Genomic DNA, 22131 nt, shown 5'->3' with positions numbered 1-22131 from the left:
GAATTAGACCAGTGGAAACCAGGTCAACACAGTGGCACCTTCAGAGGACCTAACCTAGCCTTTGTTACCGCCAAAGCAGCCTTGGAAATCTATTGGCAAGACGACAGTTTGTCAGCCTCCGTTAAACAAAAAGGAAGCAGAATGCAGCTTCGATTGGAACAGATCGCAAAAAATAACCCGGAGGCCGGTTTTTCCGTTAGAGGCAGGGGCATGATTCAGGGCTTAGACTGCAAAGATGGCAACCTAGCTAATCAAATCATCCGGACAGCCTTTGCTAATGGGCTAATCATGGAAACAGCTGGCGCACAGGGGCAGGTGATTCGATGTCTCCCGCCTTTAACAATTTCCGAAGAAGTATTAGAGAAAGGGCTAGACCTGCTCGAAAATAGTGTCAACCAAGTCATCCAGGAGACAGTTTCTAAAAAGTTAGTTGATTTAGGAGCATCTGTTTAATTGCTTATGACTGCTGCATTTGGAAATTCTCCAGAAGTCAAAACCCGGATAGAAAAAATTGAAAACATCTGTGGACGGGATATAGGTAATGGTATAGAGCCCCTTGTGGAGGCTGCCAAGGGGGGGCTGCTTGGTGCAGCTCGCTCCATCGCGGAACATCCATACCCCCATGTGGCTATTATTACAGGCTTTTTTATTCCCCACGGCACTCCTCCAGCGGCGGAAAATGATGGCCCCATCGGTTGCGCTCACCTAGCAGCGGGATTACTTAGAGTTGGAATCCCTGTCCGTCTAGTTACCGATCCTTTATGTCTTAATGCTGTCAAGGTTGCTGCTCGGGCAGCAGGAATACCAGCTCAAGTTCCTTTTGATGTTGTTCCTGTCGATGCAGGGAGTGCAGAAGATCCCTCCGTTTCTTCGATTGTGAATTCATGGCAAAGTGCTGAACCACCAGTTTCCCATGTTATCTCTATTGAAAGAGCAGGCCCGAGTTACGATGATGGTACTGTCCGAAACATAAATGGGGATGATATCACCGCTTATACCGCTCCTTTACATTTTCTATTTACCCTCAGTGAAATCATCTCCATCGGCATTGGTGATTTGGGCAATGAACTTGGTATGGGAACACTCTCTCAAGAGCTAATTGCCAAAACCATCAAGCATGGAGAACGAATCGCCTGTTATATTCCTTGCCATCACCCGATCGTTTGCGGTGTATCAAATTGGGGAGCAATGGGGTTACTCACTGCTATTGCTTTACTCCGACCGGACTTGAAATCTAAGTTAACTGAGGGATTAACCTTAGAGACCGATAAACAGATTTTGACAACTCTGGTTAATGAGGGAGCAGCGATAGATGGAGATACGGGATTGCAAGCTCTCACAATTGAGACTTTACCCTGGGAATATCATGGTAAAGTGTTGACAGAAATTTTAGAAACTGCTGGTTTGACAAAGTCAGTTTGAGAGAGCAGCTCCAATGCTTTCCTCCAAAATATCTAGCCCTTGGGTCAAAGTGTCGGGATCAATCGTTAATGTAGACTGAAGATTAATCACTTCTTTGTTCACTCCCATGGGTTCAAAGATTAAACCCCGCTTGAAAGCTTCATTACTAACTTTTTTAGCCAGCCCCTTTTGTTCACAGGCGATTCCTTGAATCAAACCAAGTCCTCGATGTTCGCCGCCGACTTCTGGATAACGAGTGATCATGTCTTTGAGTCGGCTCTTCATGACCTCACCTTTGTCCGCGATTTCCTGGGCAAAAGTATCTGTCTCCCAGTACTCGTCGAGAGCAGCTGTGGCAGTCACAAAAGCTAGATTATTGCCTCGGAAAGTCCCACTGTGTTCCCCTGGTTTCCAACAGTCTAAATCAGGTCGAATCAGCACTACAGCCATCGGGTTTCCATAGGCGCTTAAAGATTTAGCCAGACAAACTAAATCAGGTTTTAACCCTGCCCGCTCAAAGCTAAAGAAAGGACCAGTTCGACCACATCCCACTTTAATATCATCAACAATTAGCAAAATTTCTCGCTCTTGAGTGATCTGGGCAAGGCGTTGCAGCCAAGGAACACTAGCCACATTAATTCCTCCCTCAGATTGAACAGTTTCTAGGATAACTGCTGCGGGTTTTTCCTGATTTATGCTCAGGTCATCAACCAGTTTTTCTAAGTAATCAAGACTGTCGTCTTTGGTGCCATTTTTATCCTCGAACGGCACCGTTAAGACATTACCGAGGGGAATGCCCGCAGCCTTTTGATAGGTCGGATTAGGTGTAACAGCTAGGGCACCTAAAGTATGACCGTGGTAGCCTTTGGTAAAACAGATCACTGTTTTTCGACCAGTCACTTTACGGGCTAGCTTCAAAGCAGCCTCCGCAGAATTAGTCCCTGTAGGACCGGTAAACATAACTTTATAGTTTAGTCCTCGCGGTATTAAGATTACTTCCTCGAAACGTTCTAGAAACTGCTGCTTGGCAGAGGTGAACATATCCAGGCTGTGGGTGATGGCATCTGACTCAATGTATTCGAGGAGACGCTTTTTGAGCTTGGGGTTATTATGTCCGTAGTTGAGGGCACCAGCACCTGCCAAGAAATCTATATAAGTACGCCCACTCTCATCTATCAAGGTATCTCCCACTGCCTTGGTAAAGACTGTTGGAAACAATCGACAGTAGCTTCGGACTTCTGACTCAAGCTTGGTGAAAATGTTCATATGCTAAACCTGCCTATTGTTATTATTTTCAAGTAGGTGATACAATTATGTGTGGTGTACCAAACGCGAAGCGATTCCATTTTATTCACTTTACTTTACGAACACCGGAACCTATAAAACTATATACTATTTAGGGGGACTATAGCAATCCTAAGTCATTTGTGAAAACCAAAATTATCCTTAAAAATCTTATAAGGCACAACAACTGGTATACCCTGATAAAAGAGCAAGTTGAACAATTCAAATAGGATTGCTATAGTCTAAATTTTGATCAGTATCAGAAACCAACAAGAGCGTGGAATTAACTGGGATTAACTATGCAAAAAAGTAGATTTACCGAAGCTCAGACCGAGGCATTGTTTGATGATCGCGAACGAGACCAACGTTTCCGCAGTTTCTGGGATCCAGAAGGCAGTCTCCACTGGGGTTATTTCGAAAACTTAGCCAAGGCTCGGCCTGAGGACTTTGTGCCAGCCTGCAAGCGCTGGGATGAATATATGCTGGAACAGAGCGGTATTACTGCCGACTCCCGGGTACTAGAAGTTGCTTGTGGAAATGGCAACGCTGCCGTTTGGCTGGCTCAGCAAACGGGATGTGAGGTAGTAGGAATCGATATTAGTAGCAGTTATATCGAGAATGCTCGAGCTAAGGCTAGTAATTTCCCCTCTTTGCGGGTGAGCTTCCAAAAGGAATCAGCCCTTAACCTACCTTTTCCAGATGGCTCCTTTACCCATGCCTGGAGTCAAGGCGCTCTTTACCACATCCACGAGCTTGATAAAGCTCTGGCGGAGGTTCACCGTGTCCTAGGGGTAGGAGGAATCTTCCTGTTTGATGACTTGGTAACACCAATTGAGGAAGTTAGTGAGGCAGCCCGCAAGCACGTTTACAACCGACTGCTGTTTGAGCCGACATTTAGCCCCGAAGTCTATGCAGAAAAACTCACTGAGATCGGATTTAACGTTTTGCAGGTAAAGGACTTGAGCGCACACCTGAACAAGAGTTACGAACTGGTGTCTGAGCTGGCTCGGGAGGGCTATCCAGATTTGAGCGCTGCCTTTAAGAAAACCCAGGAGGCAATTGCCGCTGGTGAGTTAGGCTGGTGCTTTTGTCTGTGTGAAAAGGTTAGCGATCACTAATCCGTAACAAGTTAAGACAGCTACGCCATATATTGAGTGTAGATTGAGTGTATATTAAGTGTAGCTTGAGTGGATGCGATTGACCTTGGCCTTTTGGCCACGCTACGCGAATGGTCACGCTTTGCGATGCTCGGTACGAGCCGCTACGCGATCGCATCCAGAGACTGGGCTATACACCCAATCACTCCTCAGCAGTTTTGGTTAAAAACAATACATCTTACCCCTAACCAGGGCAACCGGCTAAAATAACAAGTGTTGAGATTTGTGTATCCCTGACCGGCATAGGGAAAGCTTATGGCTGCCGCTGTATTAATCCAGAACCTCCAAAAACGCTATGGAGATGTCCAAGCTGTCAAAGACATCTCCTTACAAGTCGAACCGGGTCAAATTTTTGGCTTACTCGGTCCTAATGGTGCCGGTAAAACCACCACCATTCGTTGCCTATGCACTCTCACGGCACCGGACGCTGGAAAAATTGAGGTATCTGGCATTTCAGTACTACACAATCCTAGGGCAGCACGCCGCCGCCTAGGCTATGTAGCCCAAGAAGTTGCCCTAGATAAGGTACTCACTGGTAAAGAACTACTCCAATTGCAAGCTGACCTCTATCACCTCCCCAAAGCAGTTGCCAAAGAACGCATCAATAAACTGCTTGACATTTTGCAGCTCAAGGAGTATGCCAATAAAAAAACGGGCGTTTACTCTGGTGGTCTGCGTCGGCGGCTGGACTTAGCCGCTGGCTTACTCCACCAACCCGATGTTTTAGTACTAGACGAACCCACAGTAGGTCTTGACATTGAGAGCAGATTTGTGGTATGGAAACTGTTGCAAAAGTTGCGAGACTCAGGAACCACATTACTAATCACCAGCCACTACCTCGAAGAAATAGACGCATTAGCTGACCAAGTCGCAATTATTGACAAAGGCTTGATCATAGCTGAGGGGACACCATCTCAGTTAAAGGATAGTGTTGGAGGCGATCGCATTACCCTGCGCATCCGGGAATTCTGCCCCATGGAAGAAGCTAAGGAAGCCAAAGATATGCTTCAGTCCTTGCCCTTTGTGCGAGAGGTGATTATTAACAGCAATCAGGGCAATTCCCTTAACCTTGTGGTTAAACCCCAAAGCGATGCCTTAATGATCATTCAGCAAGCCTTAAAAGACGTTAGTTTACCAACCTTTGGCATTGCTCAGTCGCGACCTAGCCTAGATGATGTTTACCTGGCTGCCACAGGTAAAACCCTGATGGATGCTGAACTGGCTGAGGCTGGGAAACGGGATCCCAAGGCAGAGCGTAAACAAAATATGGCCTAAAGGAGAGATAGGACAGAGCTTAGTGGAAAGTAAATAAAGATTGCTCCAATTATTGTAAGAATCTATTGTAGAAATAAATATGAGTGAAACCTTTACCCCTCCTAAATCCGACCTTAACTGGCAACCAGACCTTACTGCACCAATCCCAGTCAATGATACTCCTGGTGTAAGTGAATTTATCCAAGAAACCCTAGCCCTAACCAAACGCCTGTTTATTCAGCTGCAACGGCGACCTTCTACCTTAATGGCTGGTATTATCCAGCCCCTAATGTGGCTAATCCTATTTGGGGCATTATTCCAAAACGCTCCTCAAGGGATTTTTGGCGAGAGTTTGAGCTATGGCAAATTCCTAGGTGCAGGTGTGATTGTGTTTACCGCCTTTGCTGGAGCACTCAATGCTGGCTTACCGATCATGTTTGACCGGGAATTTGGTTTCCTCAACCGCTTACTCGTAGCTCCGTTAGTATCTCGTTTCTCTATTGTTGCAGCCTCAGCCATATATATAATCGCTCTGAGTTTGTTGCAAACTGTGGCAATTGTCACCGCCAGTGCCTTTTTAGGAGCCGGTTTACCCAACCTAGCTGGTCTGGCTATGATTGCCTTGATTGTATTCTTGCTGGTGGTGGGAGTCACAGCCCTCAGTCTAGGACTAGCATTTGCTCTACCGGGTCACATTGAACTAATTGCAGTCATTTTTGTTACCAACTTACCCCTACTGTTTGCCAGCACAGCCCTTGCTCCTCTGTCCTTCATGCCGAAATGGTTACAGGTAGTAGCCAGTCTTAACCCCCTCAGCTATGCCATTGAACCAATTCGCTATCTCTATCTCCACAATGACTGGTCTTTTGGTAGTCTTGTGATGCAGGCTCCTTGGGCATCTATTACCTTTGGCCAATCCCTATTGGTATTGCTTGGTTTTAGCACAGTCGTATTACTCGCAATTTCTCCACTACTGAGCCGCCGCTTGTAACTATTCACCCTAGAGCCTTAGCCATAGGCCGGTGTTACCCTTGCTAGCCGGGGGCGGGGAGATGGGGAGATGGGGAGATGGGGAGATGGGGAAAACCCGAAAGACCTCACTGCATCCCGACTCCCTACTCCCTACTCCCTACTCCCGCGCAACCCATAAATTTGTACCTCACCCAATTGAAAACTGCTAGAAGCCATTGCCAATAATCTAGTAGTTGAGTTGATAGCTTTTTGTTGATGGTTGATGCTTGACGGTTGACTATTGACAGGGTCGCGTCAACCGTCCAAAATGAACCTGTAACAATTGTGCAGGTTAACTCAGGTTAACTCAGGTTAACTATATATAATTCTATAGCAGTATACCAGCGAGATTTATCCATTGAGGGGGGATTCCTATGACGATCAGCAACCAATCTGTTGTTACTGTAGCTGTATTGAGTGTAGCCCTTGGCATTACTACAGCGTTACTGCACGGGTCCGCTACTGCCCAAAGTATAGGTACTATTCGAGCGGATGAAAATTTTAATAACCCTAACGAGCAAGACACATTTGGGGGGTTTGGAGACAGTGGTTTCAACGCTTTTGATTTAATCCATAATGCCCAATTGGGTACAGTTGATATCGATCAGTTCAATCAGGGACAGTCTCAGAGACTAGACGATGCTGCTTCTGAGTTTCGGCGTTTACAGTTGGAACGGTTGCGCAATCCCCAACTAGCATATCCAGAAAACCAATATCCACAAAACCAACCTACTACATCTGGGGCTAGCGAAAGTTACCGATAATCTTAGAGACTTTGGATCAGGTTTGGATCAGGTTTGATATCAACTCCGGTTAATCCCTTGGTTTACGGGTTATCCCATGGATGGTATAGCAGTTCTCAATACCCAATTGAGAACTGCTATTTTATGATATAAACTTTGGGAAATCAAGCTAAGGAATCACAGGAGATAGACCTTGAGGTAAACGTTTTAGGCATCGGGCAATTATCCCAGCTGTAGTTTAACATTAGATGCAAGATATGATAGATTCCTGTGTGAATCAAGTTTTCTAAATACAGCTTATGCTCTGAGGATAAGTGACGTAATTCTTGGCTTTTTGATGATGGTTCAATCTTGTCTAGGGCTTCGTAATGATTCGGAATTCTGCTGAGGACATAAGCAATTAAATCCTGGCGTATTTTAGACTGAGAAAACACGTCTTGATAGGGAAACTCCGGATACGTTGCTAAGACGTTTTCAATTTCTTGAATCACTATCGGTGTAGTTACGTGAACAAGGGTTTTACCCATCGTTTACACTCCTTTTGCAAACCGATTTATTATGGCGAACTGGTTTTTTAATTAGTAAATAGCTTGTTTTAAGCCCTGTTTGAAGTCAAGGGAAGTATTCTTAACTGCTGATTAATTGCTGCTAACAGTTCCCGACTATCTACAGGTTTGGTTAGATAATCATTGGCTCCAAGTTCCTTAGCGCGAGCATAGCCATCCTCCTTTGACTGACTGGTTAGAAATATAAACGGTGTTTTCGCTGTCTTTAACCTATCTCGTAATATCTGGAGAAGCTCATACCCATCAAGGGATGGTATATTAATTTCACAAATAATTAAATCAGGTCGGACAACTTTAGCTAAATTTAAACCGAGCCAACCATCGTCTGAAGTAAGGACATTAAATCCTTCTAATTCAAGTAAATCGGAGAAATTTGAGCGCAATACTTTATCATTTTCAATTAATAAAATTGTTTTGTTCATCGCTCCAGGCTTTATAAATTCATGATCAAGATTAATCCCCAACTTGCATAATCCGTTCTAGCAAGAGGCGATCGCTAGTTGAGCTACCGAACCATAACTTATCTTTTGCCAGAGTACTGAGAGATAACTGACCATTCGGTTCAATGCTAAAATCTTGACCCAACACTAACCCTTGCTCCTGAAGCTTCTTGATTGCGACAGCCATCGCTACTGCCACTAAGTCAAGTTCGGGCATCAAATAATCGGGATGACGCAATAGCCAGTAACAAGCATCAAGGTTAATCTCTGGTAGTCGATAAACCGCTGCCAGTAAGACTTGCTCAATATAAGTGGGACTGGGTAAAACAGTCAGAAAGTCTTTAAGAGATTTGATAAATGTTGAGTCTTGACTCTGAAATACATCCACAGCTAATCCGATGTATGACTCATAGTCCTGGGCTTGGCTGGTGGTACCCATGTTTCCTTCCTTGGTCAAAAGCAAACTGTTGATACCCAGGACAACTGGTGTGAAGGTTTGTCTCCTCTGGTGCTCTGGGTGGTGAGGATAAGCTAAATCGATCGTAGGACTGATCGTGGGACTCAGGGATAATTGCTCCAAAGGAGTGGCGTTGGAACAATTACTGGAACTGCTACCTTTGTTTGAAAAAATCATACCCATACCCCGAAGTTCAACCCAAGATCGATTTACCTTACCTACAAATACAAATTAGGGCGCAAATGTGAAGATACTGTGATTGGGTAGGCTACCAACTTAGGGGTAATCTGTAAGATCTCAAAGGTGAGTGCTATCGAATCGGGAGCATCCCAATTATGCAAATCTTAACCAGAGGTCGAGGGGGGATATCTCGGGGATACCGAAGATGGGGAAGATTCCGAAGATGGAACTGAGGTGATGTTCCATCATACCAAGTTAATTCATACATCGCACCTTCTTCCCCCTCCTGCTTGGGAATGGTGATATCTTTGAACCCAGGGCAAATGCATCTAAAGTATAGAATCCTTACCATCAAGACAAAGATTTCAAGATTCATACGCAAAACTACGTTATAGTATGAATCTGATATGCAGTAAGCATTTCAAAATAAGATACCTTTACCCTGGGGTCTAAGAAGGCAATGCTCTAACAAAGCTTGGCCATTCGCTACGCGAATGAACACATTCACAGAAGCTTTAGAAGCATAACGGAGCCGCCATGTCTGATCGCGCATGTCAATTGGCTCAAGCAGAATCAGGACGTGTTTGCTGCTTACAAAGCCTCTTTGGGCTATGTTTGGTCTTGATTTTTGTCTAAGTTCCGATAGGAGAAAGAATTTAGGAGAAAATATTCATCAGAACTATGTCTAGTTTAAGAAAAGAAGGATATCTTCATTTGCAGTTGGACGACGGATCAATAAAGCCTAAAAATCCAGATTTTTTGAATTACTGGAATCATTTAGTAACTGATCCCTATATTGAAGGCGATCATAAATTTAGGCAGAGAAGATATTCAAACATAATCTTTCACAGAAATAGTGAGATTGAATATTTGAGATCAACTTATTTTCAGGGAGAGAGATTTAACAGGCTGTTTGGAGGTCAAAGCAGAATTTTTGAAAAGATAGATGACAATTTATTGACTGATCCAATTTTCATTGACTTAATAAATTATGATTTTTGTTTTTTCTTAAAACATGGCCTTATAACTAGTAAGGAATATAATATGGGAATTCACCAAATTAGAACTCTTACTACAGCCCAAAATACTGGGCGAGTAACACCTGAAGGTATCCATAAGGATGGGCATCCTTTTTTCGCAATTCATTTCATAAATAAAAGTCAGATCACAGGAGGAACTACTAAAATATATGACAACAATCTGAAGTTAATAGAAGAAATAAACTTAAGTAATTTTGGAGAGACTATCTTTGTCCTTGATACTCTGGTTTACCATGGAGTAACAGATATAAAACCATTGCCTGGAAGTGATAAAGGGTTTCGAGATGTTTTGATAATAGAATTTTATTAAAGATGGCAATATATACTAATATAAGCTCTTTTGAGTTAGAAAAAATAGCTTCATACTATGGTATTGAAGCGATCAATTCTTTTCCTATTAATGGAGGAAATGCTAATTCAAACTACTGCTTACAGTCTAAAGATGGAAAATACATAGTAACTGTCTTTGAAGAAGCTTCTCTAGAAAAAATATGCACGATGGGGTATCTTCTTCAATATTTAGAAAGATACAAATTCCCCACTTCTCAAGTTCAAACAACTTATTCCGATAAAATAGTAACTCAATGGCATGAAAAACCTGTTCTAGTCAAGAAATGGATTAACGGAACAGTGCCTACTTTATTAAACGAAACTCTCTTAGAACAGGTTGGTCGTGTTATGGCACAACTACATAGAGTTCCTGCTCCTCCTTATTTACCTCAGTCACACGATTATGGACTGGAGCTTTTTTCAACAGTTTTTGGCAAGTCAATTGATCTGTCTTATGAGTCATGGCTCAAGAATCAGTATCAAGATCTCAATTTTTTATTGCCCATTAAGTTACCAATGGGCTTAATTCATGGTGATCTTTTTTATGATAACATTTTATATGAAAAAAATAACTTGAAAGCCTTTATTGACTTTGAGCAATCTTGTTACTATTACCTCTTATTTGACTTGGGAATGGGAATCCTTGGACTATGCCAAAACCAAGAAAAAATTGATATTGTTAAAGCGAAATATTTCATCAAGGGATATGAACAGGTTCGCTCGTTAGAGCCTCTAGAAAAAGAGCTTTTACAGGTATTAATCGGTTATGCGGCAACTGCAACCTCTTTCTGGAGATTTTGGAAGTATAATATTCATTCACCTAATATAGAGTTGAGAAATGAGCATTGGAAGATGGTTAGGATAGCTGAGGATGTAAAAAGATGTAGGCAAGAAGATTTCCTATCAATATTTGATCCGGCTTGATTTCTCCAGAGCTAGGGATGATGCCTGTTCAAGTGTTAAATTAGACCGAATAAAACGGGGGAAATGCTGGAACTCGTCGGATAAAATAAAAGCATGACCGGCATGAGCTCCACTCCTGTCTACCATTAGAACTCTTGCAAAAGTAGCGATCGCTACTTTTCAAGAGATATTATCACCTATCTACATCCCAAATACCCATAGGTAGATCTTTAAGATTGGGTTTATAGCGAGATCTAGGATCTTCATAGCAGCCTAGGAGTTGATTCCAAACAGGGTTATCTGTTTTTTTATGTCTTCTAAAAATATCCCGTGAAGCCAGCCATCTAAAACTATATCCATAAAAAAGAGCTTTCCTTGTAACGCTAGAGATATTTGGGCTTCGAGCATGCCAAACCCTTCGATCGAAAAATACAGCATCTCCTGGGGCAACAAGCATCGGGACTGCTTTTTCAAAATCTGCTTTGGAAAGAGATGATCTTTCCATCTTGTGGCTCCCAGGAATTATCAGAAGATTTCCCCGATTTGGCTTTGATACATCACTGAGCCAGTAAGAAACCTTGACAGAAAACATATGAGTTTTCAATACATTGAGATCCATTTCTATGATGTCACTATCTCGATGCCATTCTAGCTTCTCTATCGGCAATGGTTGTTCACCCGGTAAGTTGACATCTAAATGAGAATGGAATAAGAAAATGTTAGAGCTTAATAGGTTGACAACTTTAGTGATAGTTTTATCCCAATCTAATAGATTAAGAAAGAAATCTTCTTCTTCTACAAAGTCAAACAAGTGAATAGATTGAGATTCTGGCTCTTTCTGTTTGTGCTTTCTCCATAAATCATCGACCTTCTCTAAAGCTAATGTCACTACATCATCAGGTAAGACGCCTTTCAGTATTAAGTATCCATTGTCATCAAAAAAAACTCTTTCTTCTTCTGTTAGCGGGTAATGCTTATTAGTCTTTTCAGTCATTCCTAAAGTCTCAGTTAAATTAATGGACAAAACTACGTGAAAAAATCGTTGTCATTGCTTCTTGAGCTTGACAGTCTAGATTGATACTTGCTTGTGATTTAGAGTTTCGATATCTATCATACAAATAGTCTTGACTCCATTCTTGATGCCGATTGGCTAGCTGTATTATACTATCTGCTATGAATTTAATTTCTTCATCCATCATGACAGGGTGGAGGGAAACTCTAATCCACCCTAATTGTGGGTTGTGCTGCTGGTTATAATTGAACCTATCCTCTTGACTTTCTGGCTTACCTTCTTTTAGAAGACTATACCCGTAGCTTCCGGGTGCTGCACGACTGGCTTTGCACTGTATTGCAAATTTATCGTTGAGCAATCTTGCTCCTATATACGAGTCCAAATTTTCTATATAAAATGAGATAATAGGAAGTCTATATCGATGCTGAGATGCCATAATATGAAGGTTAGGGATTATTTCGAGTTTCTTCCACAGCATATTCAAAAGTATCTGATCTCGTGAGAGTATTTTGTCAACCCCCATCTCTTCTTTCAAGCGAATACACATAGCTGCTCTTATTGTCTGGAGTAATGCCGGAGTTCCGCTGTATTCTAGTCTTTCAATTTCTTTGATAGTTTTGTAATTGTCAAAATGCCTTGGTTGATTTTCTCTAGACTCTCCCCTAAAGAGGAAGTTCACTTGATGATAGAGTTTTCTGTTAAATGCTAAGACACCACAGGAACCAGGTCCTCCCAAGAATTTATGAGATGAGAAAAAAATAGCATCTAAGTGAGTATTCTCTTGAGGAGGGTGCATGTCAATATCAACGTATGGGGCAGAGCAGGAAAAATCAACAAATATGAATCCTCCGGCTTCATGCATGATTTTTGCGATAGAGTTAAATGGTGGACTTATACCAGTAAGATTAGAGCAGGCTGTGACTGACGCCATCTTGAGGGGAAATTCCCTATACTTGTGTAGAAGTTCCTGCAAATGCCCAAGGTCAACTAGCCCAGTACAATCGGGATTAATGACTTCGACTGTTACGTCAGTCTCCATCCAACTATCATGATTGGAATAATGCTCCATATGTGTTACAAATACCACTGGCTTTTTGTTGCTCGGGAGAGATTGCGTGACATTTGTTTTTGGTGTCAATCCCAGCATTGTCTGAAACCTTTTGATTAGCATAGTTGCACCTGATGATGCAGTAATAATAATATCGTCTATACTGGCATTGATATGTTCTGCAATAATTTTTCTGGCTGTATTGTATGCATGTGTCATTGCTGTTCTTGTGTAATTGACTTCGGCTTCAGTATTCGTGATCAGGGGCATTATTTCTTGCTGTATTCTGGCCTCAATAGGCAGGTAATTTCGTCCACTTCCAGCCCAATCTGCATACACTATTTTTTGATAACTGCCATCAGCAGTCGGTATGGTTTTATTGACTCCAGCCATGCCGGTTCTAAACTGTAAAAAGTGTTTTTTCATTCTTTTTTATTAAGAAAATTAATGAGTTAGGTAGTGCCTTGATGCTATCCATATTATAAGCTTTTTTAAAACTCCACTACACAAGGTTGGACTGATTTTTTTTAAAAAATCCTGCGATTCATAATAGCCGGATAGACTTTCTTTAACTCAATAGTTATTTTTTGATAATGATATCCATGGTCAAGCAAAATAGTAATTTTAGTAATGTTGACTGGCTTAGATTTGAATTAATCAATATTGACTGGAGTTTCTAAGGGGGTGACATGAGCCCTAAAAAGCTTAGTATATAAGGCTTTTATGCCAATGACATCATGGAAGATACAGTCGGAAATTAACCCTCGATTCATTGTCTTGATGCAAAGCGCGAGTGGGGTAAACCCCCGCAGGTCGGCGCTGCATCGCTTTCTGGAAGCTCAAACCCTTATAACATAGTCCAAGGTCGCACCTCAGCCATGCAAAGCGCGAGTGGGGTGGCCTCCTTTGACCGCGTTGCATCGCTGTGTTTAATTTGTTGTCCAGATATTGTGGCGCAAGTCAAAGCGATCGCTTTCACGAAAATGAGAGTTATTAACTTTGTTGCAGCAATTAATCACAGGGTAAGCTTAATAAGCAGACTAATTTACCAGCAATTAATCCTAATCAAGTTCCTTATGATTTGCTGCCGGTTTGGGAGTTTTAATAAAACCTAACACTCCGATGAGTCAATCGAGCCAATTAAGAATCCCTTGGATTTCCTCGACCAATTCCATAGGTTTAAACGGCTTGGTAATAACTCCAGTTACCCCCAAATCTAGAAACTGCTTTTGCTCGCTGCTCCTAGCTTTAGCGGTTAGCAAAATTGTTGGGATATCCGCCGTTACTGCATTAGCTTGTAACTGTCGAAAGGTAGCCGGTCCATCCAGCTCGGGCATCATGACATCTAGCAGAATAGCATCAGGCTGATCTGCCTCAGCCTTAGCTAATCCCTCTTTACCAGAAGCAGCTGTCAACACTTCCCACCCTGCTGCTGCTTCTAGAGAAAATTGGATGATTTCTCGAACCCCATCATCATCATCAATCACTAAAATGCGCTTAGTTGTCATGGTGATCACCTTCTGCTGCTGCTGCTGTTTGTTGTGGTAAGGTAAAATAAAAACTGCTGCCTTCACCAACAGTACTCTCAACCCAGATTTTTCCTCCGTGCTGCTCCACTATATTACGGCAAATCGCTAACCCCAAACCCGTCCCTCCTTTTTTACGGGCATCGGAGGCATCAACCTGTTGAAAACGCCCGAATATGCTTTCAAGTTTGTCAGCAGGAATTCCCCTACCTTGGTCTTTAACAGTAAATAAGATAGTGGCACTGTTTGGGTCAAGGGGTGAGGTGGTTTCTAGTTCCTCTGGGTGTTGCAGTTCCACTGTTAACCATAGACTAGAACCTCTGTCTGAAAATTTAATCCCATTGCTAAGTAAATTGGTTATGACTTGAATAATGCGATCGCTATCAGCCTCGAATTCAATCTCAGATTCAATGGCTTGGGGCGAGACTTCCAATTTAATCCCAGCTCGATTAGCCATCACCTGCACCTGATCAACAGCTTTAACCATCAACTCAGCTGCATTCACTGGCTGCTTCGACAAACGGATCTTACCAGATTCCAGACGTTCGAGTTCCAAAATATCGTTAACTAGTCGCACTAAACGCTCAGCACTGTCAGCGGCAATGCCAATCACACGCTGTCCTCGTTCAGACTGAGGTTGAATTAGACCAGTTGATAACAGGTTCAAGGCACCATGAATCGAGGTTAAGGGGGTACGGAGTTCGTGGCTGACCACGGAGGTGAATTCATCTTTCATCCGTTCAATAGCGTAGCGCTCGGTAATATCTTCCCCAATACTCATGGTGCCAATTGCCTCTCCTTGGACATTTTGGAGTAGGGTATTATTCCAAGCAATAATTTTTTCTTGCTTTGACTTAGTTAGAATCGAGTGCTGATAGTGGGATTGAAAGTCTGGATCTAGGATGTCCTGGAAGTATTGCTGTACTGACTGTTGCTGGGAATTGGGTAGGAAGTTTTCAAACCAGTCCTTGCCTAAAACTTCTGCTGCTGTGTACTTAGTCAATTCTAGGAAGAAGGGATTGACATACTCCACCTTACCCTGTCGGTCTAGTCCCACCACCACCAGTCGCACATTTTCGAGAAGGCTGCGCCACCGTCGCTCTGATTCCTGTAAACTAGCAATTAACTGGGTACGTTCTTCTTCAAATCGTTTGCGTGAACTAATATCTCGCTGCAACACTAAGATATAACTAATGTTTCCTTGGGTATCATGAACCACTGAGCAGGAGGAGTCTGTGGTAAGAACAGTGCCATTTTTGCAGACAAACTCAATTTCTTGACGATGGGTTCCCTGCTCCAGTAAAACTGGAAACTCTTGCTGGCAAATGTTTTGGTATCTGGGGGTAAAGAACTCTTCTAACCGATTACCGATCAATTCTGATTCAGAATAACCGGACTGCTGGATAACAGCGGGGTTGACTTGCTCAATCATGCCCTGAGTATCTAAGATATGGATAAAATCTGGGGCAGATTCAAACAACGAGCGGAATCGTTGTTCACTTTCGAGTAAAGCAGCTGTGCGCTGTTGAACCCTAATTTCTAATTCTCGATTGAGTTGTTGCAGTTCAGCTTCTTGCTGTTTACGCTTGGTGATATCCGTAGTGATGCCGTGAAGATGTACAGAGGTGCCATTATCACGGATAACCACATGAGCGCGATCGTTCAGCCAGCGAATTTCTCCATTACTGAGCTGAATTCTATATTCTAAATCCCACGATTCACGACGGTTTTCTTGAACAGCTCGCCATGCCTTCTCAACACGATCACGGTCTTCTGGGACAATAAACTGTCGCCATAGGTTGTCTTGATCGCTGAATAGCTCGAAAGTTGGGCGACCGTAAACTTGCTCGAAGGCTATATTAACATAGCGCAGTATCCCAGAAGGGAGTGATACTGACCACACCACGTCTTGAAGAGAACTCATAATTGCTTCGAGCCTCTCTTGGTTGGACTTTAGCGCCTTTTCATTTTCTTGCAATGCTTCTTCTGTCTGCTTGCGATCGCTAATATCCGTAATTGAGCCAACCACTCGCACTGGATCACCTGCTTCATTCCAAAGTGCTTGTGCCTGGTCAAGAATCCATTTGTAACTGCCGTCGTTGCACCGTAAGCGATACTCTTGAACGTAATAGGAGGTTTTCTGAGCCAAGTGATCCTCCATGGCTTTGATCACCTGGTCTAAATCATCGGGATGGATGTGTGTCCGCCATTGATGGTTATAGTTTCCGATGTCGTAGCTTTCATCATACCCCAGCATTTCCTTACATCGGCTGGAGAAAAAGGTTTCATTGGTTTTGGGGTTCCAGTCCCAAATTCCCTGATTAGCTCCGTGTAGTGCTAATTGCCAGCGTTGCTCACGTTTCCGTAAGGATTGCTCTGTCAAAATACGCTCTTCAATTTGAGATTTTAGCTCCTGGTTGAGCTGCTCAAGTCCAGCCAGACTAGGTGAATTTTGGATTCGAGGTAGAATAAAGTAGAATTTTATGGCAGTGTAGACAGAAACTATAGCTGTAATTGCTTTAATAGAGCCTGATAGCCAGTAAGCTGGATCCCAAACGGTCCATACTTCCATCAGGTGAGTGGTGCCACCGCAAATAATAAACGCCCCAAACAAAATCAAGAGTCCCTTGAAAGGCAGATTCTGCCGCTGCCTGATCAAGTACACTAGCAGTATAGGAATCACATAGTAGACTAGGGTAATGAGAGTATCACTGATCAGGTGTAGCCAGATTACTTTAGGCTGCCCAAGGTAGCAGTTACTTTGGGAAATAAAGGTTTCGGCCAATAAGATATAGTCAAAGAAATTGATCATAATTAGGTTGACAATTGACATGATTGCTGACAGTCAACCGTTAACCATCAACTGTGAATAAAATGTGATCAACTCTACTATGTCCGATCTGCCAATTCTACGTCCACTAACTGACCAGGGTTATTTATTTATCTGACAACATTTGATTTTTCTGTGCTATCATCTTAAGTCTTAGTTGACTGCGCTCAATGCGATTCAACACGCGAGCCAATAGCTCCGGGTCTCTTATTGGCTTTTGTACGTAATCATCTGCCCCTGCCATAAACACTTGCTGCAAAGTTTCAGCATCTTGAACAGCAGAGAGAAACAACACGGGTAACTCACCCCAGCGAGGGTCATTGCGTACCACCTGGCACAGGTCAATACCACTAAACTGCGGCATTTCCACATCCAAAATCAGTAAGTCGGGAGTACACTGCTCTATGGTCTCCCAGAACTGTTGTGGATCGTTTAGCAAAGTCAATTGGAATCCCCAAGGTTCTAGCACAGTGCGTAGCTGATCCAGGATTTGAGGGTCATCGTCAACAATCAATAGCTTTGCCTGTGGTGGACCGGATTGTTGCAACGCTTTAGCGATCGCATCCATCACCTTTTGGGGTGCTACAGGCTTCTGAAGAAAACCCCTTCCCCCCAAACGAGCCACTCTGACTCGTTCAGCAAAACTTTCTTGAGCCGTAAATACTACAACAGGTACAGGGGGCTGAGTTGTTTTCAGTTCTTCTAACAGCTCGAAACCATTTCCCAATGATTCAGGAAAACACAAGTCTAGCAGAACCACATCTGGGCGGTTACCAGCAATTGCCTTTCTCCCTTGAGATATATCACCTGCCACCTCAACCTGCATTTTCCAGGCTGCTAGCTCTGAAGCTAACCCTTGCGCTAGTGTTAAATCATCATCCACAATCAGTAGTCGTGGGGAGTTGGAAATAGGGAATGGGGAGTGGAAAGTGGAGAGTGGTTTACTTTGACTAGGTTTTGGAAGGTTAGGCTCTGTCTCTAGTTGTTCTCCTAGTTCTACCACTAGTTGAGACATATGTGCTATGGTCTCTTTGCTAACTTTTTTCGCAGATTTCAATATCTGCTCAATCTCACGGGATTTGAGAGAAGCTTGATCAAAACCAAAGCTACCGAGGGAACCAGCTAGGGTGTGTGCCTCCCGTAAAGCCTCCTGTTCCAATTTTCCGCAGTCGTCACCATCTCGCCAAGCCGTCACCAACTGCTCCAATACATTGATCCGCTTGATATAGTTTGACTTCTGCTGTTCCCAAATAGCACTTAATCCTGATTGCTTTGGTTCTTGGGATTGAGCCTTAGGGAATGGGGAAACGGAACTATCACTCTTGCTCTTTGATTGTTTGAGGTTAGATGGTGTCTTTTTAGCTACTTTTTTGCCTTTGTTTTTCTCAGTCTTTGTTTGAGCTGAACCTTCCTCAGGGGGTTGTCTGAGCCGATACCCCAAGCCGTAGACAGTTTCAATTAAATCATTTTTGGCTCCAGCTTGCTTGAGTTTCCGCCTTAAACTTTTGATATGAGCTCTAACGGCATTTTCTGTAGGGGGTTCTTCAAAAGACCACAGATTATCTAGCAGGAAACTTTGGCTAAAGATGCGGTGGGGGTTCCGTAAAAACAGCTCTACTAGACCATACTCCTTAGGTGTCAGATGCAAGAGTTCCTGATCGTAGCTGACCTGGCAGTTACTGGGGTCAAGGTGGAGCAATCCCCACTCCAGCACCGGCAGTAGGGGGGTGCTGCTGCGGCGCAGCACTGCTCGAATTCTGGCTAATAATTCAGGTATGTCTAAGGGCTTGACTAAATAATCATCTGCTCCTGCGTCTAAAGCTTCGACTTTGTTAGTGCTGGTGTCTTGGGCAGTGAGCAGTATAATCGGAGTGCGATCGCGTGCGTTTCGCAGCTGCTTGCACAAGTCAATCCCAGTGAGCTTGGGAAGCATCCAATCTAGCAAAATCAAGTCATACTTAAGTATCTCTGCTAGTGCTATCCCCTCATCCCCATCTGTAGCTAGATCAACCTGATAATGTTGACTAGCTAGCGCTGCCGTTACTACTTTGGCAATACCTTCATCGTCTTCTACTAGCAGGATTCTCACAGGGACCTAACAGCTCCAGCACTAAGGGGATGAGTTAGTTTCTAAATTAGATATATAGGGATTAAATAAATAGTGACGACTTCGCCCAAATTCAAAAAAATTTAGACGAAGTTTGATGGTTTTGACTTTGTTTAGCCCATGGCTGCCAAGATATCTTGAGCGTGGGTAGCGGTTTTTACCGTCTCATCAACGTGAGTAATTTTGCCCTCGCCGTTGATAATGTAGGTTACACGCTTGGAGTAACCGCCACCATCTACATCATAAGCCTTGGTAATTGCGCCATCCGTATCCGCTAGCAGGGTGAAAGGCAGACCATACTTTTCCTTAAATTGTTTGTGGGATGCCTCATCATCCATACTGACCCCAAGTACCACCATGTCTTTACCTTGATACTCAGTGTAGTTATCCCGAAAGCTTTGGGCTTCCTTGGTGCACCCTGGAGTATCGTCTTTGGGGTAAAAATAAAGCACTACAGTTTTTCCCGCAAAGTCCGACAGTGAAACGGTATTGCCTTCGTCGTCTTTGACAGTAAATGCTGGTGCATCCATGCCAACTTGAAGAGCCATAACTTTGGTTTCCTATAAAAATATACTGAACTTATGTATAAAGTTTACAGTAATACGACTTACGTAGTAACTTGACTTTTAGGGTGCCTTTTCTGTAAGCACCATTATACATAAGCACGCTTGTTGCCCAGTTTGCCCTAGGTCTTGAGTAAATTCAAAAATTTCTAGAGTAAATTACAATAGGTTGGCCTCTAAAGTCAAAAAAACCTTAATATAGAGATAATCGGCGGTCAGTATAGTTCTGAGATTTAGTAACTGTGGCAAGAACTTCAATTCAGTCTCAAGGTAGCCAGCCTATTCAATATCCTGACCGAACTACTAAGCGTGCAGAGCAAGCAATGCGCTGTTTGCCATTCCGGATGCCTCTATTGGCAGCGATGCGTTCTAGCAGTGTTCCACTCTTATCTATAGTAGGTCTTGAAGGTGTCGAGAAAAACTACACAACGCGCCCTAGGTCTGAATTGGCAGTAGAAAACGATTTAATGTGGTTGATTCAAGTGGGTGTATTACGTCGAGAAGTAGACGGTCAGGGAATTACGGATAGTTTTCGATTGACACCTTTGGGTCGTCAGTTGTTAGAAAAGTGGGAACGGCTTGGAGAAACCTTACCTCCACCCTCATTATCAGATCGACTCGATCATACCTTGAATCGCTGGCTAAGATTGTCGGTTTAAATCAAGTTGGTGACAGGGTGATATCTAAATTTATTGATCATCTAGGCTAGTTCTGACGCCCTAACCCTGAATTATGAAAGCGATTATGGTGGTGGGTACTACATCCCACGCAGGAAAATCCTTGATAACCACAGCTCTATGTCGCCTTCTATCGCGACAAGGCTGGCGTGTCTGTCCCTTTAAGGGTCAGAACATGGCTCTAAATGCCTATGTTACACCCAATGGTGGAGAAATTGGACATGCCCAAGCAGTACAAGCTTGGGCTGCAGGTGTCATTCCCTGTGTGGAAATGAACCCAATTTTACTCAAACCCCAGGGTGACATGACCTCCCAGGTGATTCTTATGGGTAAAGCCGTAGGGAAGGTTAGTGCTGCGGAGTACTACGAAAAGTACTTTGATAAGGGTTGGCAGGTGATTGAAGAATCACTGCGACGTTTAACCAATGAGTTTGATTTAGTCGTGTGTGAGGGAGCTGGTAGCCCAGTAGAAATTAATATCAAGCATCGCGACTTGACCAATATGCGAGTGGCGCGGTACCTCAAAGCTCCCACCTTGCTGGTGGTAGATATTGACCGTGGAGGGTCTTTTGCTCAGGTAATCGGTACTCTCGAACTGCTCGAACCAGAGGAGAGAGCTTTGATTAAAGGTGTCGTGATTAATAAGTTTAGGGGTCAGCGATCGCTGCTCGAACCAGGGATAAAATGGTTAGAAGAACGCACTGGTATTCCTGTAGTTGGAGTTATTCCCTGGATTGATATACTGTTCCCTGCTGAAGACTCCCTTGACTTACTAGATCGCAACACCAGGAACAAGTCCAATAAGGAAGTCACTATCGTAGTCATTCGTTTACCTCGAATTTCTAACTTTACTGATTTTGACCCCCTGGAAGCTGAACCCAGCGTCTTTTTGAAATATCTGTCACCAAATGAAACCTTGGGATATCCAGATGCAGTTATTCTCCCAGGGACAAAAACTACCATTGCGGACATGATGGTACTCCAAAAAAGTGGCATGGCTGAGCAAATTCAAAACTATGCTGCCTCAGGTGGGACAATTTTGGGAATTTGTGGGGGATTTCAAATGCTAGGCAAAAGCCTAGTTGATCCTGATGGCTTAGAAGGTAAACAGGGACGTCATCCAGGATTAGGCTTGTTGCCCTTAAAAACCTTGATTACCACTGGTAAAGTTGCCCGTCAACGGATGGTGACATCAAATTATCCTCAAGTTGGCTTACCGATTACCGGTTACGAAATTCATCAGGGGCGTTCGCGACTGCTTGAGGCGGAGATGGGAGACAATAAATCTGCTTATCGAGCTTTATTCGATGACCATGGTTTGGGCATTGTTGACGTGAATCAATCAATTTGGGGCAGCTATCTCCATGGAATGTTTGACAATAGTCCTTGGCGACGTGCCTGGTTGAATCAACTGCGCTCCAGACGAGGGCTACCTTCTCTCCCTACTGGGGTTGTCAACTATCGGGAACAACGAGAAGCGCTTTTGAATTCACTGGCTGATACTATCGAATCTCATCTTGATTTAACCCCGATTTTAAGGTCTTAGACCGTTAACTATCAGATGAGTTTTTTCACAAGTAAAAAGTAAACTTGAGAATTGAA

Annotated in this window: 22 protein-coding genes; 11 read left to right on the top strand and 11 right to left on the bottom strand. The window is 43.3% G+C overall.

Annotated elements, in window-relative coordinates; translation table 11 throughout:
• Both F6K38_RS11495 and F6K38_RS11490 read left to right on the top strand, forming a co-directional pair.
• A partial coding sequence (locus tag F6K38_RS11495; RefSeq protein ID WP_287356636.1) for an aminotransferase class III-fold pyridoxal phosphate-dependent enzyme occupies positions 1-453 on the top strand: 453 nt, incomplete at its 5' end.
• A gap of 6 nt (positions 454-459) precedes the next feature.
• The gene (locus F6K38_RS11490; protein WP_287356634.1) at positions 460-1422 is read left to right on the top strand and encodes a glutamate cyclase domain-containing protein; all 963 of its coding nucleotides are present in this window, start codon (positions 460-462) and stop codon (positions 1420-1422) included.
• Here F6K38_RS11490 and ectB read toward each other — a convergent pair.
• Positions 1414-2667 (bottom strand): diaminobutyrate--2-oxoglutarate transaminase, encoded by a 1254-nt coding sequence (gene ectB, locus F6K38_RS11485; RefSeq protein ID WP_287295399.1) that lies wholly within the window; start codon positions 2665-2667, stop codon positions 1414-1416. The two genes, F6K38_RS11490 and ectB, sit on opposite strands and share 9 nt — an antisense overlap.
• A gap of 317 nt (positions 2668-2984) precedes the next feature.
• Here ectB and F6K38_RS11480 point away from each other — a divergent pair, with 317 nt between their 5' ends.
• From F6K38_RS11480 to F6K38_RS11460, 5 genes are all read left to right on the top strand, one after another.
• Positions 2985-3803: a class I SAM-dependent methyltransferase gene (locus F6K38_RS11480; protein ID WP_287295397.1), complete on the top strand. Its 819-nt coding sequence runs from the start codon at positions 2985-2987 to the stop codon at positions 3801-3803.
• Positions 3804-3876: 73 nt separating this feature from the next.
• The gene (locus F6K38_RS11475; RefSeq protein ID WP_287256871.1) at positions 3877-4008 is read left to right on the top strand and encodes a hypothetical protein; all 132 of its coding nucleotides are present in this window, start codon (positions 3877-3879) and stop codon (positions 4006-4008) included.
• A gap of 89 nt (positions 4009-4097) precedes the next feature.
• Positions 4098-5117, top strand: a complete 1020-nt coding sequence (locus tag F6K38_RS11470; RefSeq protein ID WP_287356632.1) for an ABC transporter ATP-binding protein — start codon at positions 4098-4100, stop codon at positions 5115-5117.
• 79 nt (positions 5118-5196) lie between these two features.
• Positions 5197-6087, top strand: coding sequence for an ABC transporter permease (locus tag F6K38_RS11465; RefSeq protein ID WP_008179095.1), 891 nt, complete (start codon positions 5197-5199; stop codon positions 6085-6087).
• Positions 6088-6481: 394 nt separating this feature from the next.
• A complete protein-coding gene (locus tag F6K38_RS11460; protein ID WP_008179094.1) occupies positions 6482-6871 on the top strand; it encodes a hypothetical protein in 390 nt (129 codons plus the stop codon).
• Positions 6872-7014: 143 nt separating this feature from the next.
• Here the strand turns inward: F6K38_RS11460 and F6K38_RS11455 are convergent, their stop codons facing one another.
• The 4 genes from F6K38_RS11455 to F6K38_RS11440 form a co-directional block, all read right to left on the bottom strand.
• Positions 7015-7377: a late competence development ComFB family protein gene (locus F6K38_RS11455; protein WP_008179091.1), complete on the bottom strand. Its 363-nt coding sequence runs from the start codon at positions 7375-7377 to the stop codon at positions 7015-7017.
• A 68-nt stretch (positions 7378-7445) separates the two neighbouring features.
• A complete protein-coding gene (locus tag F6K38_RS11450) occupies positions 7446-7880 on the bottom strand; it encodes a response regulator (RefSeq protein ID WP_008179089.1) in 435 nt (144 codons plus the stop codon).
• Positions 7870-8490 (bottom strand): RasGAP domain-containing protein, encoded by a 621-nt coding sequence (locus F6K38_RS11445; protein ID WP_202799145.1) that lies wholly within the window; start codon positions 8488-8490, stop codon positions 7870-7872. Before F6K38_RS11445 ends, F6K38_RS11450 begins: the two co-directional genes overlap by 11 nt.
• A gap of 133 nt (positions 8491-8623) precedes the next feature.
• Positions 8624-8869, bottom strand: a complete 246-nt coding sequence (locus tag F6K38_RS11440; RefSeq protein ID WP_008179085.1) for a hypothetical protein — start codon at positions 8867-8869, stop codon at positions 8624-8626.
• A 305-nt stretch (positions 8870-9174) separates the two neighbouring features.
• Here F6K38_RS11440 and F6K38_RS11435 point away from each other — a divergent pair, with 305 nt between their 5' ends.
• Positions 9175-9843 carry a 2OG-Fe dioxygenase family protein gene (locus tag F6K38_RS11435; protein WP_008179083.1) on the top strand — a complete coding sequence of 223 codons (669 nt, stop codon included), beginning with the start codon at positions 9175-9177 and terminating at the stop codon, positions 9841-9843.
• A 2-nt stretch (positions 9844-9845) separates the two neighbouring features.
• Complete coding sequence (locus F6K38_RS11430; RefSeq protein WP_008179082.1) at positions 9846-10787, top strand: homoserine kinase; 942 nt, start codon at positions 9846-9848, stop codon at positions 10785-10787.
• A gap of 172 nt (positions 10788-10959) precedes the next feature.
• On the opposite strand, the gene F6K38_RS11425 is transcribed toward F6K38_RS11430, so the two are convergent.
• The 6 genes from F6K38_RS11425 to F6K38_RS11400 all read right to left on the bottom strand — a co-directional run bounded on the left by F6K38_RS11425 (position 10960) and on the right by F6K38_RS11400 (position 19837).
• On the bottom strand, positions 10960-11760 hold the full coding sequence (locus F6K38_RS11425; RefSeq protein WP_287356630.1) for a phytanoyl-CoA dioxygenase family protein: 801 nt from the start codon (positions 11758-11760) through the stop codon (positions 10960-10962).
• 19 nt (positions 11761-11779) lie between these two features.
• Complete coding sequence (locus F6K38_RS11420; RefSeq protein WP_287295318.1) at positions 11780-13252, bottom strand: aminotransferase class V-fold PLP-dependent enzyme; 1473 nt, start codon at positions 13250-13252, stop codon at positions 11780-11782.
• Positions 13253-13953: 701 nt separating this feature from the next.
• On the bottom strand, positions 13954-14334 hold the full coding sequence (locus F6K38_RS11415; RefSeq protein ID WP_008179073.1) for a response regulator: 381 nt from the start codon (positions 14332-14334) through the stop codon (positions 13954-13956).
• Positions 14324-17164, bottom strand: coding sequence for a PAS domain S-box protein (locus F6K38_RS11410; protein WP_287356628.1), 2841 nt, complete (start codon positions 17162-17164; stop codon positions 14324-14326). The genes F6K38_RS11415 and F6K38_RS11410 overlap by 11 nt, the downstream gene beginning before the upstream one ends.
• Before the next feature lie 124 nt (positions 17165-17288).
• Positions 17289-19271, bottom strand: coding sequence for a response regulator (locus tag F6K38_RS11405; protein WP_287267069.1), 1983 nt, complete (start codon positions 19269-19271; stop codon positions 17289-17291).
• 131 nt (positions 19272-19402) lie between these two features.
• Positions 19403-19837: a peroxiredoxin gene (locus F6K38_RS11400; RefSeq protein ID WP_008179068.1), complete on the bottom strand. Its 435-nt coding sequence runs from the start codon at positions 19835-19837 to the stop codon at positions 19403-19405.
• Between the two features lie 257 nt (positions 19838-20094).
• On the opposite strand from F6K38_RS11400, the gene F6K38_RS11395 reads away from it, so the two are divergent.
• Positions 20095-20511, top strand: a complete 417-nt coding sequence (locus F6K38_RS11395; RefSeq protein ID WP_008179066.1) for an Npun_F0494 family protein — start codon at positions 20095-20097, stop codon at positions 20509-20511.
• A gap of 73 nt (positions 20512-20584) precedes the next feature.
• On the top strand, positions 20585-22075 hold the full coding sequence (gene cobQ / locus F6K38_RS11390; RefSeq protein WP_008179064.1) for a cobyric acid synthase CobQ: 1491 nt from the start codon (positions 20585-20587) through the stop codon (positions 22073-22075).
• The last annotated feature ends 56 nt before the right edge of the window (positions 22076-22131 follow it).

The sequence above is a fragment of the Moorena sp. SIO3B2 genome (assembly GCF_010692525.1).
In the GTDB taxonomy this organism is placed as follows: domain Bacteria; phylum Cyanobacteriota; class Cyanobacteriia; order Cyanobacteriales; family Coleofasciculaceae; genus Moorena; species Moorena producens.
The sequence above is the reverse complement of the archived record's forward strand: the minus strand, read 5'-3'. Positions and strand labels throughout refer to the sequence as shown.

Excerpts from the sequence above, each read along its gene's own strand:
- F6K38_RS11400 (WP_008179068.1), bottom strand. The coding sequence starts at position 19,837 with ATGGCTCTTCAAGTTGGCATGGATGCACCAGCATTTACTGTCAAAGAC.
- F6K38_RS11425 (WP_287356630.1), bottom strand. The coding sequence starts at position 11,760 with ATGACTGAAAAGACTAATAAGCATTACCCGCTAACAGAAGAAGAAAGA.
- F6K38_RS11420 (WP_287295318.1), bottom strand. The coding sequence starts at position 13,252 with ATGAAAAAACACTTTTTACAGTTTAGAACCGGCATGGCTGGAGTCAAT.
- F6K38_RS11470 (WP_287356632.1), top strand. The coding sequence starts at position 4,098 with ATGGCTGCCGCTGTATTAATCCAGAACCTCCAAAAACGCTATGGAGAT.
- F6K38_RS11475 (WP_287256871.1), top strand. The coding sequence starts at position 3,877 with ATGCGATTGACCTTGGCCTTTTGGCCACGCTACGCGAATGGTCACGCT.
- ectB (WP_287295399.1), bottom strand. The coding sequence starts at position 2,667 with ATGAACATTTTCACCAAGCTTGAGTCAGAAGTCCGAAGCTACTGTCGA.
- F6K38_RS11435 (WP_008179083.1), top strand. The coding sequence starts at position 9,175 with ATGTCTAGTTTAAGAAAAGAAGGATATCTTCATTTGCAGTTGGACGAC.
- F6K38_RS11460 (WP_008179094.1), top strand. The coding sequence starts at position 6,482 with ATGACGATCAGCAACCAATCTGTTGTTACTGTAGCTGTATTGAGTGTA.
- F6K38_RS11455 (WP_008179091.1), bottom strand. The coding sequence starts at position 7,377 with ATGGGTAAAACCCTTGTTCACGTAACTACACCGATAGTGATTCAAGAA.
- F6K38_RS11465 (WP_008179095.1), top strand. The coding sequence starts at position 5,197 with ATGAGTGAAACCTTTACCCCTCCTAAATCCGACCTTAACTGGCAACCA.
- cobQ (WP_008179064.1), top strand. The coding sequence starts at position 20,585 with ATGAAAGCGATTATGGTGGTGGGTACTACATCCCACGCAGGAAAATCC.
- F6K38_RS11490 (WP_287356634.1), top strand. The coding sequence starts at position 460 with ATGACTGCTGCATTTGGAAATTCTCCAGAAGTCAAAACCCGGATAGAA.
- F6K38_RS11480 (WP_287295397.1), top strand. The coding sequence starts at position 2,985 with ATGCAAAAAAGTAGATTTACCGAAGCTCAGACCGAGGCATTGTTTGAT.
- F6K38_RS11415 (WP_008179073.1), bottom strand. The coding sequence starts at position 14,334 with ATGACAACTAAGCGCATTTTAGTGATTGATGATGATGATGGGGTTCGA.
- F6K38_RS11440 (WP_008179085.1), bottom strand. The coding sequence starts at position 8,869 with ATGAATCTTGAAATCTTTGTCTTGATGGTAAGGATTCTATACTTTAGA.
- F6K38_RS11430 (WP_008179082.1), top strand. The coding sequence starts at position 9,846 with ATGGCAATATATACTAATATAAGCTCTTTTGAGTTAGAAAAAATAGCT.
- F6K38_RS11410 (WP_287356628.1), bottom strand. The coding sequence starts at position 17,164 with ATGATCAATTTCTTTGACTATATCTTATTGGCCGAAACCTTTATTTCC.
- F6K38_RS11445 (WP_202799145.1), bottom strand. The coding sequence starts at position 8,490 with ATGATTTTTTCAAACAAAGGTAGCAGTTCCAGTAATTGTTCCAACGCC.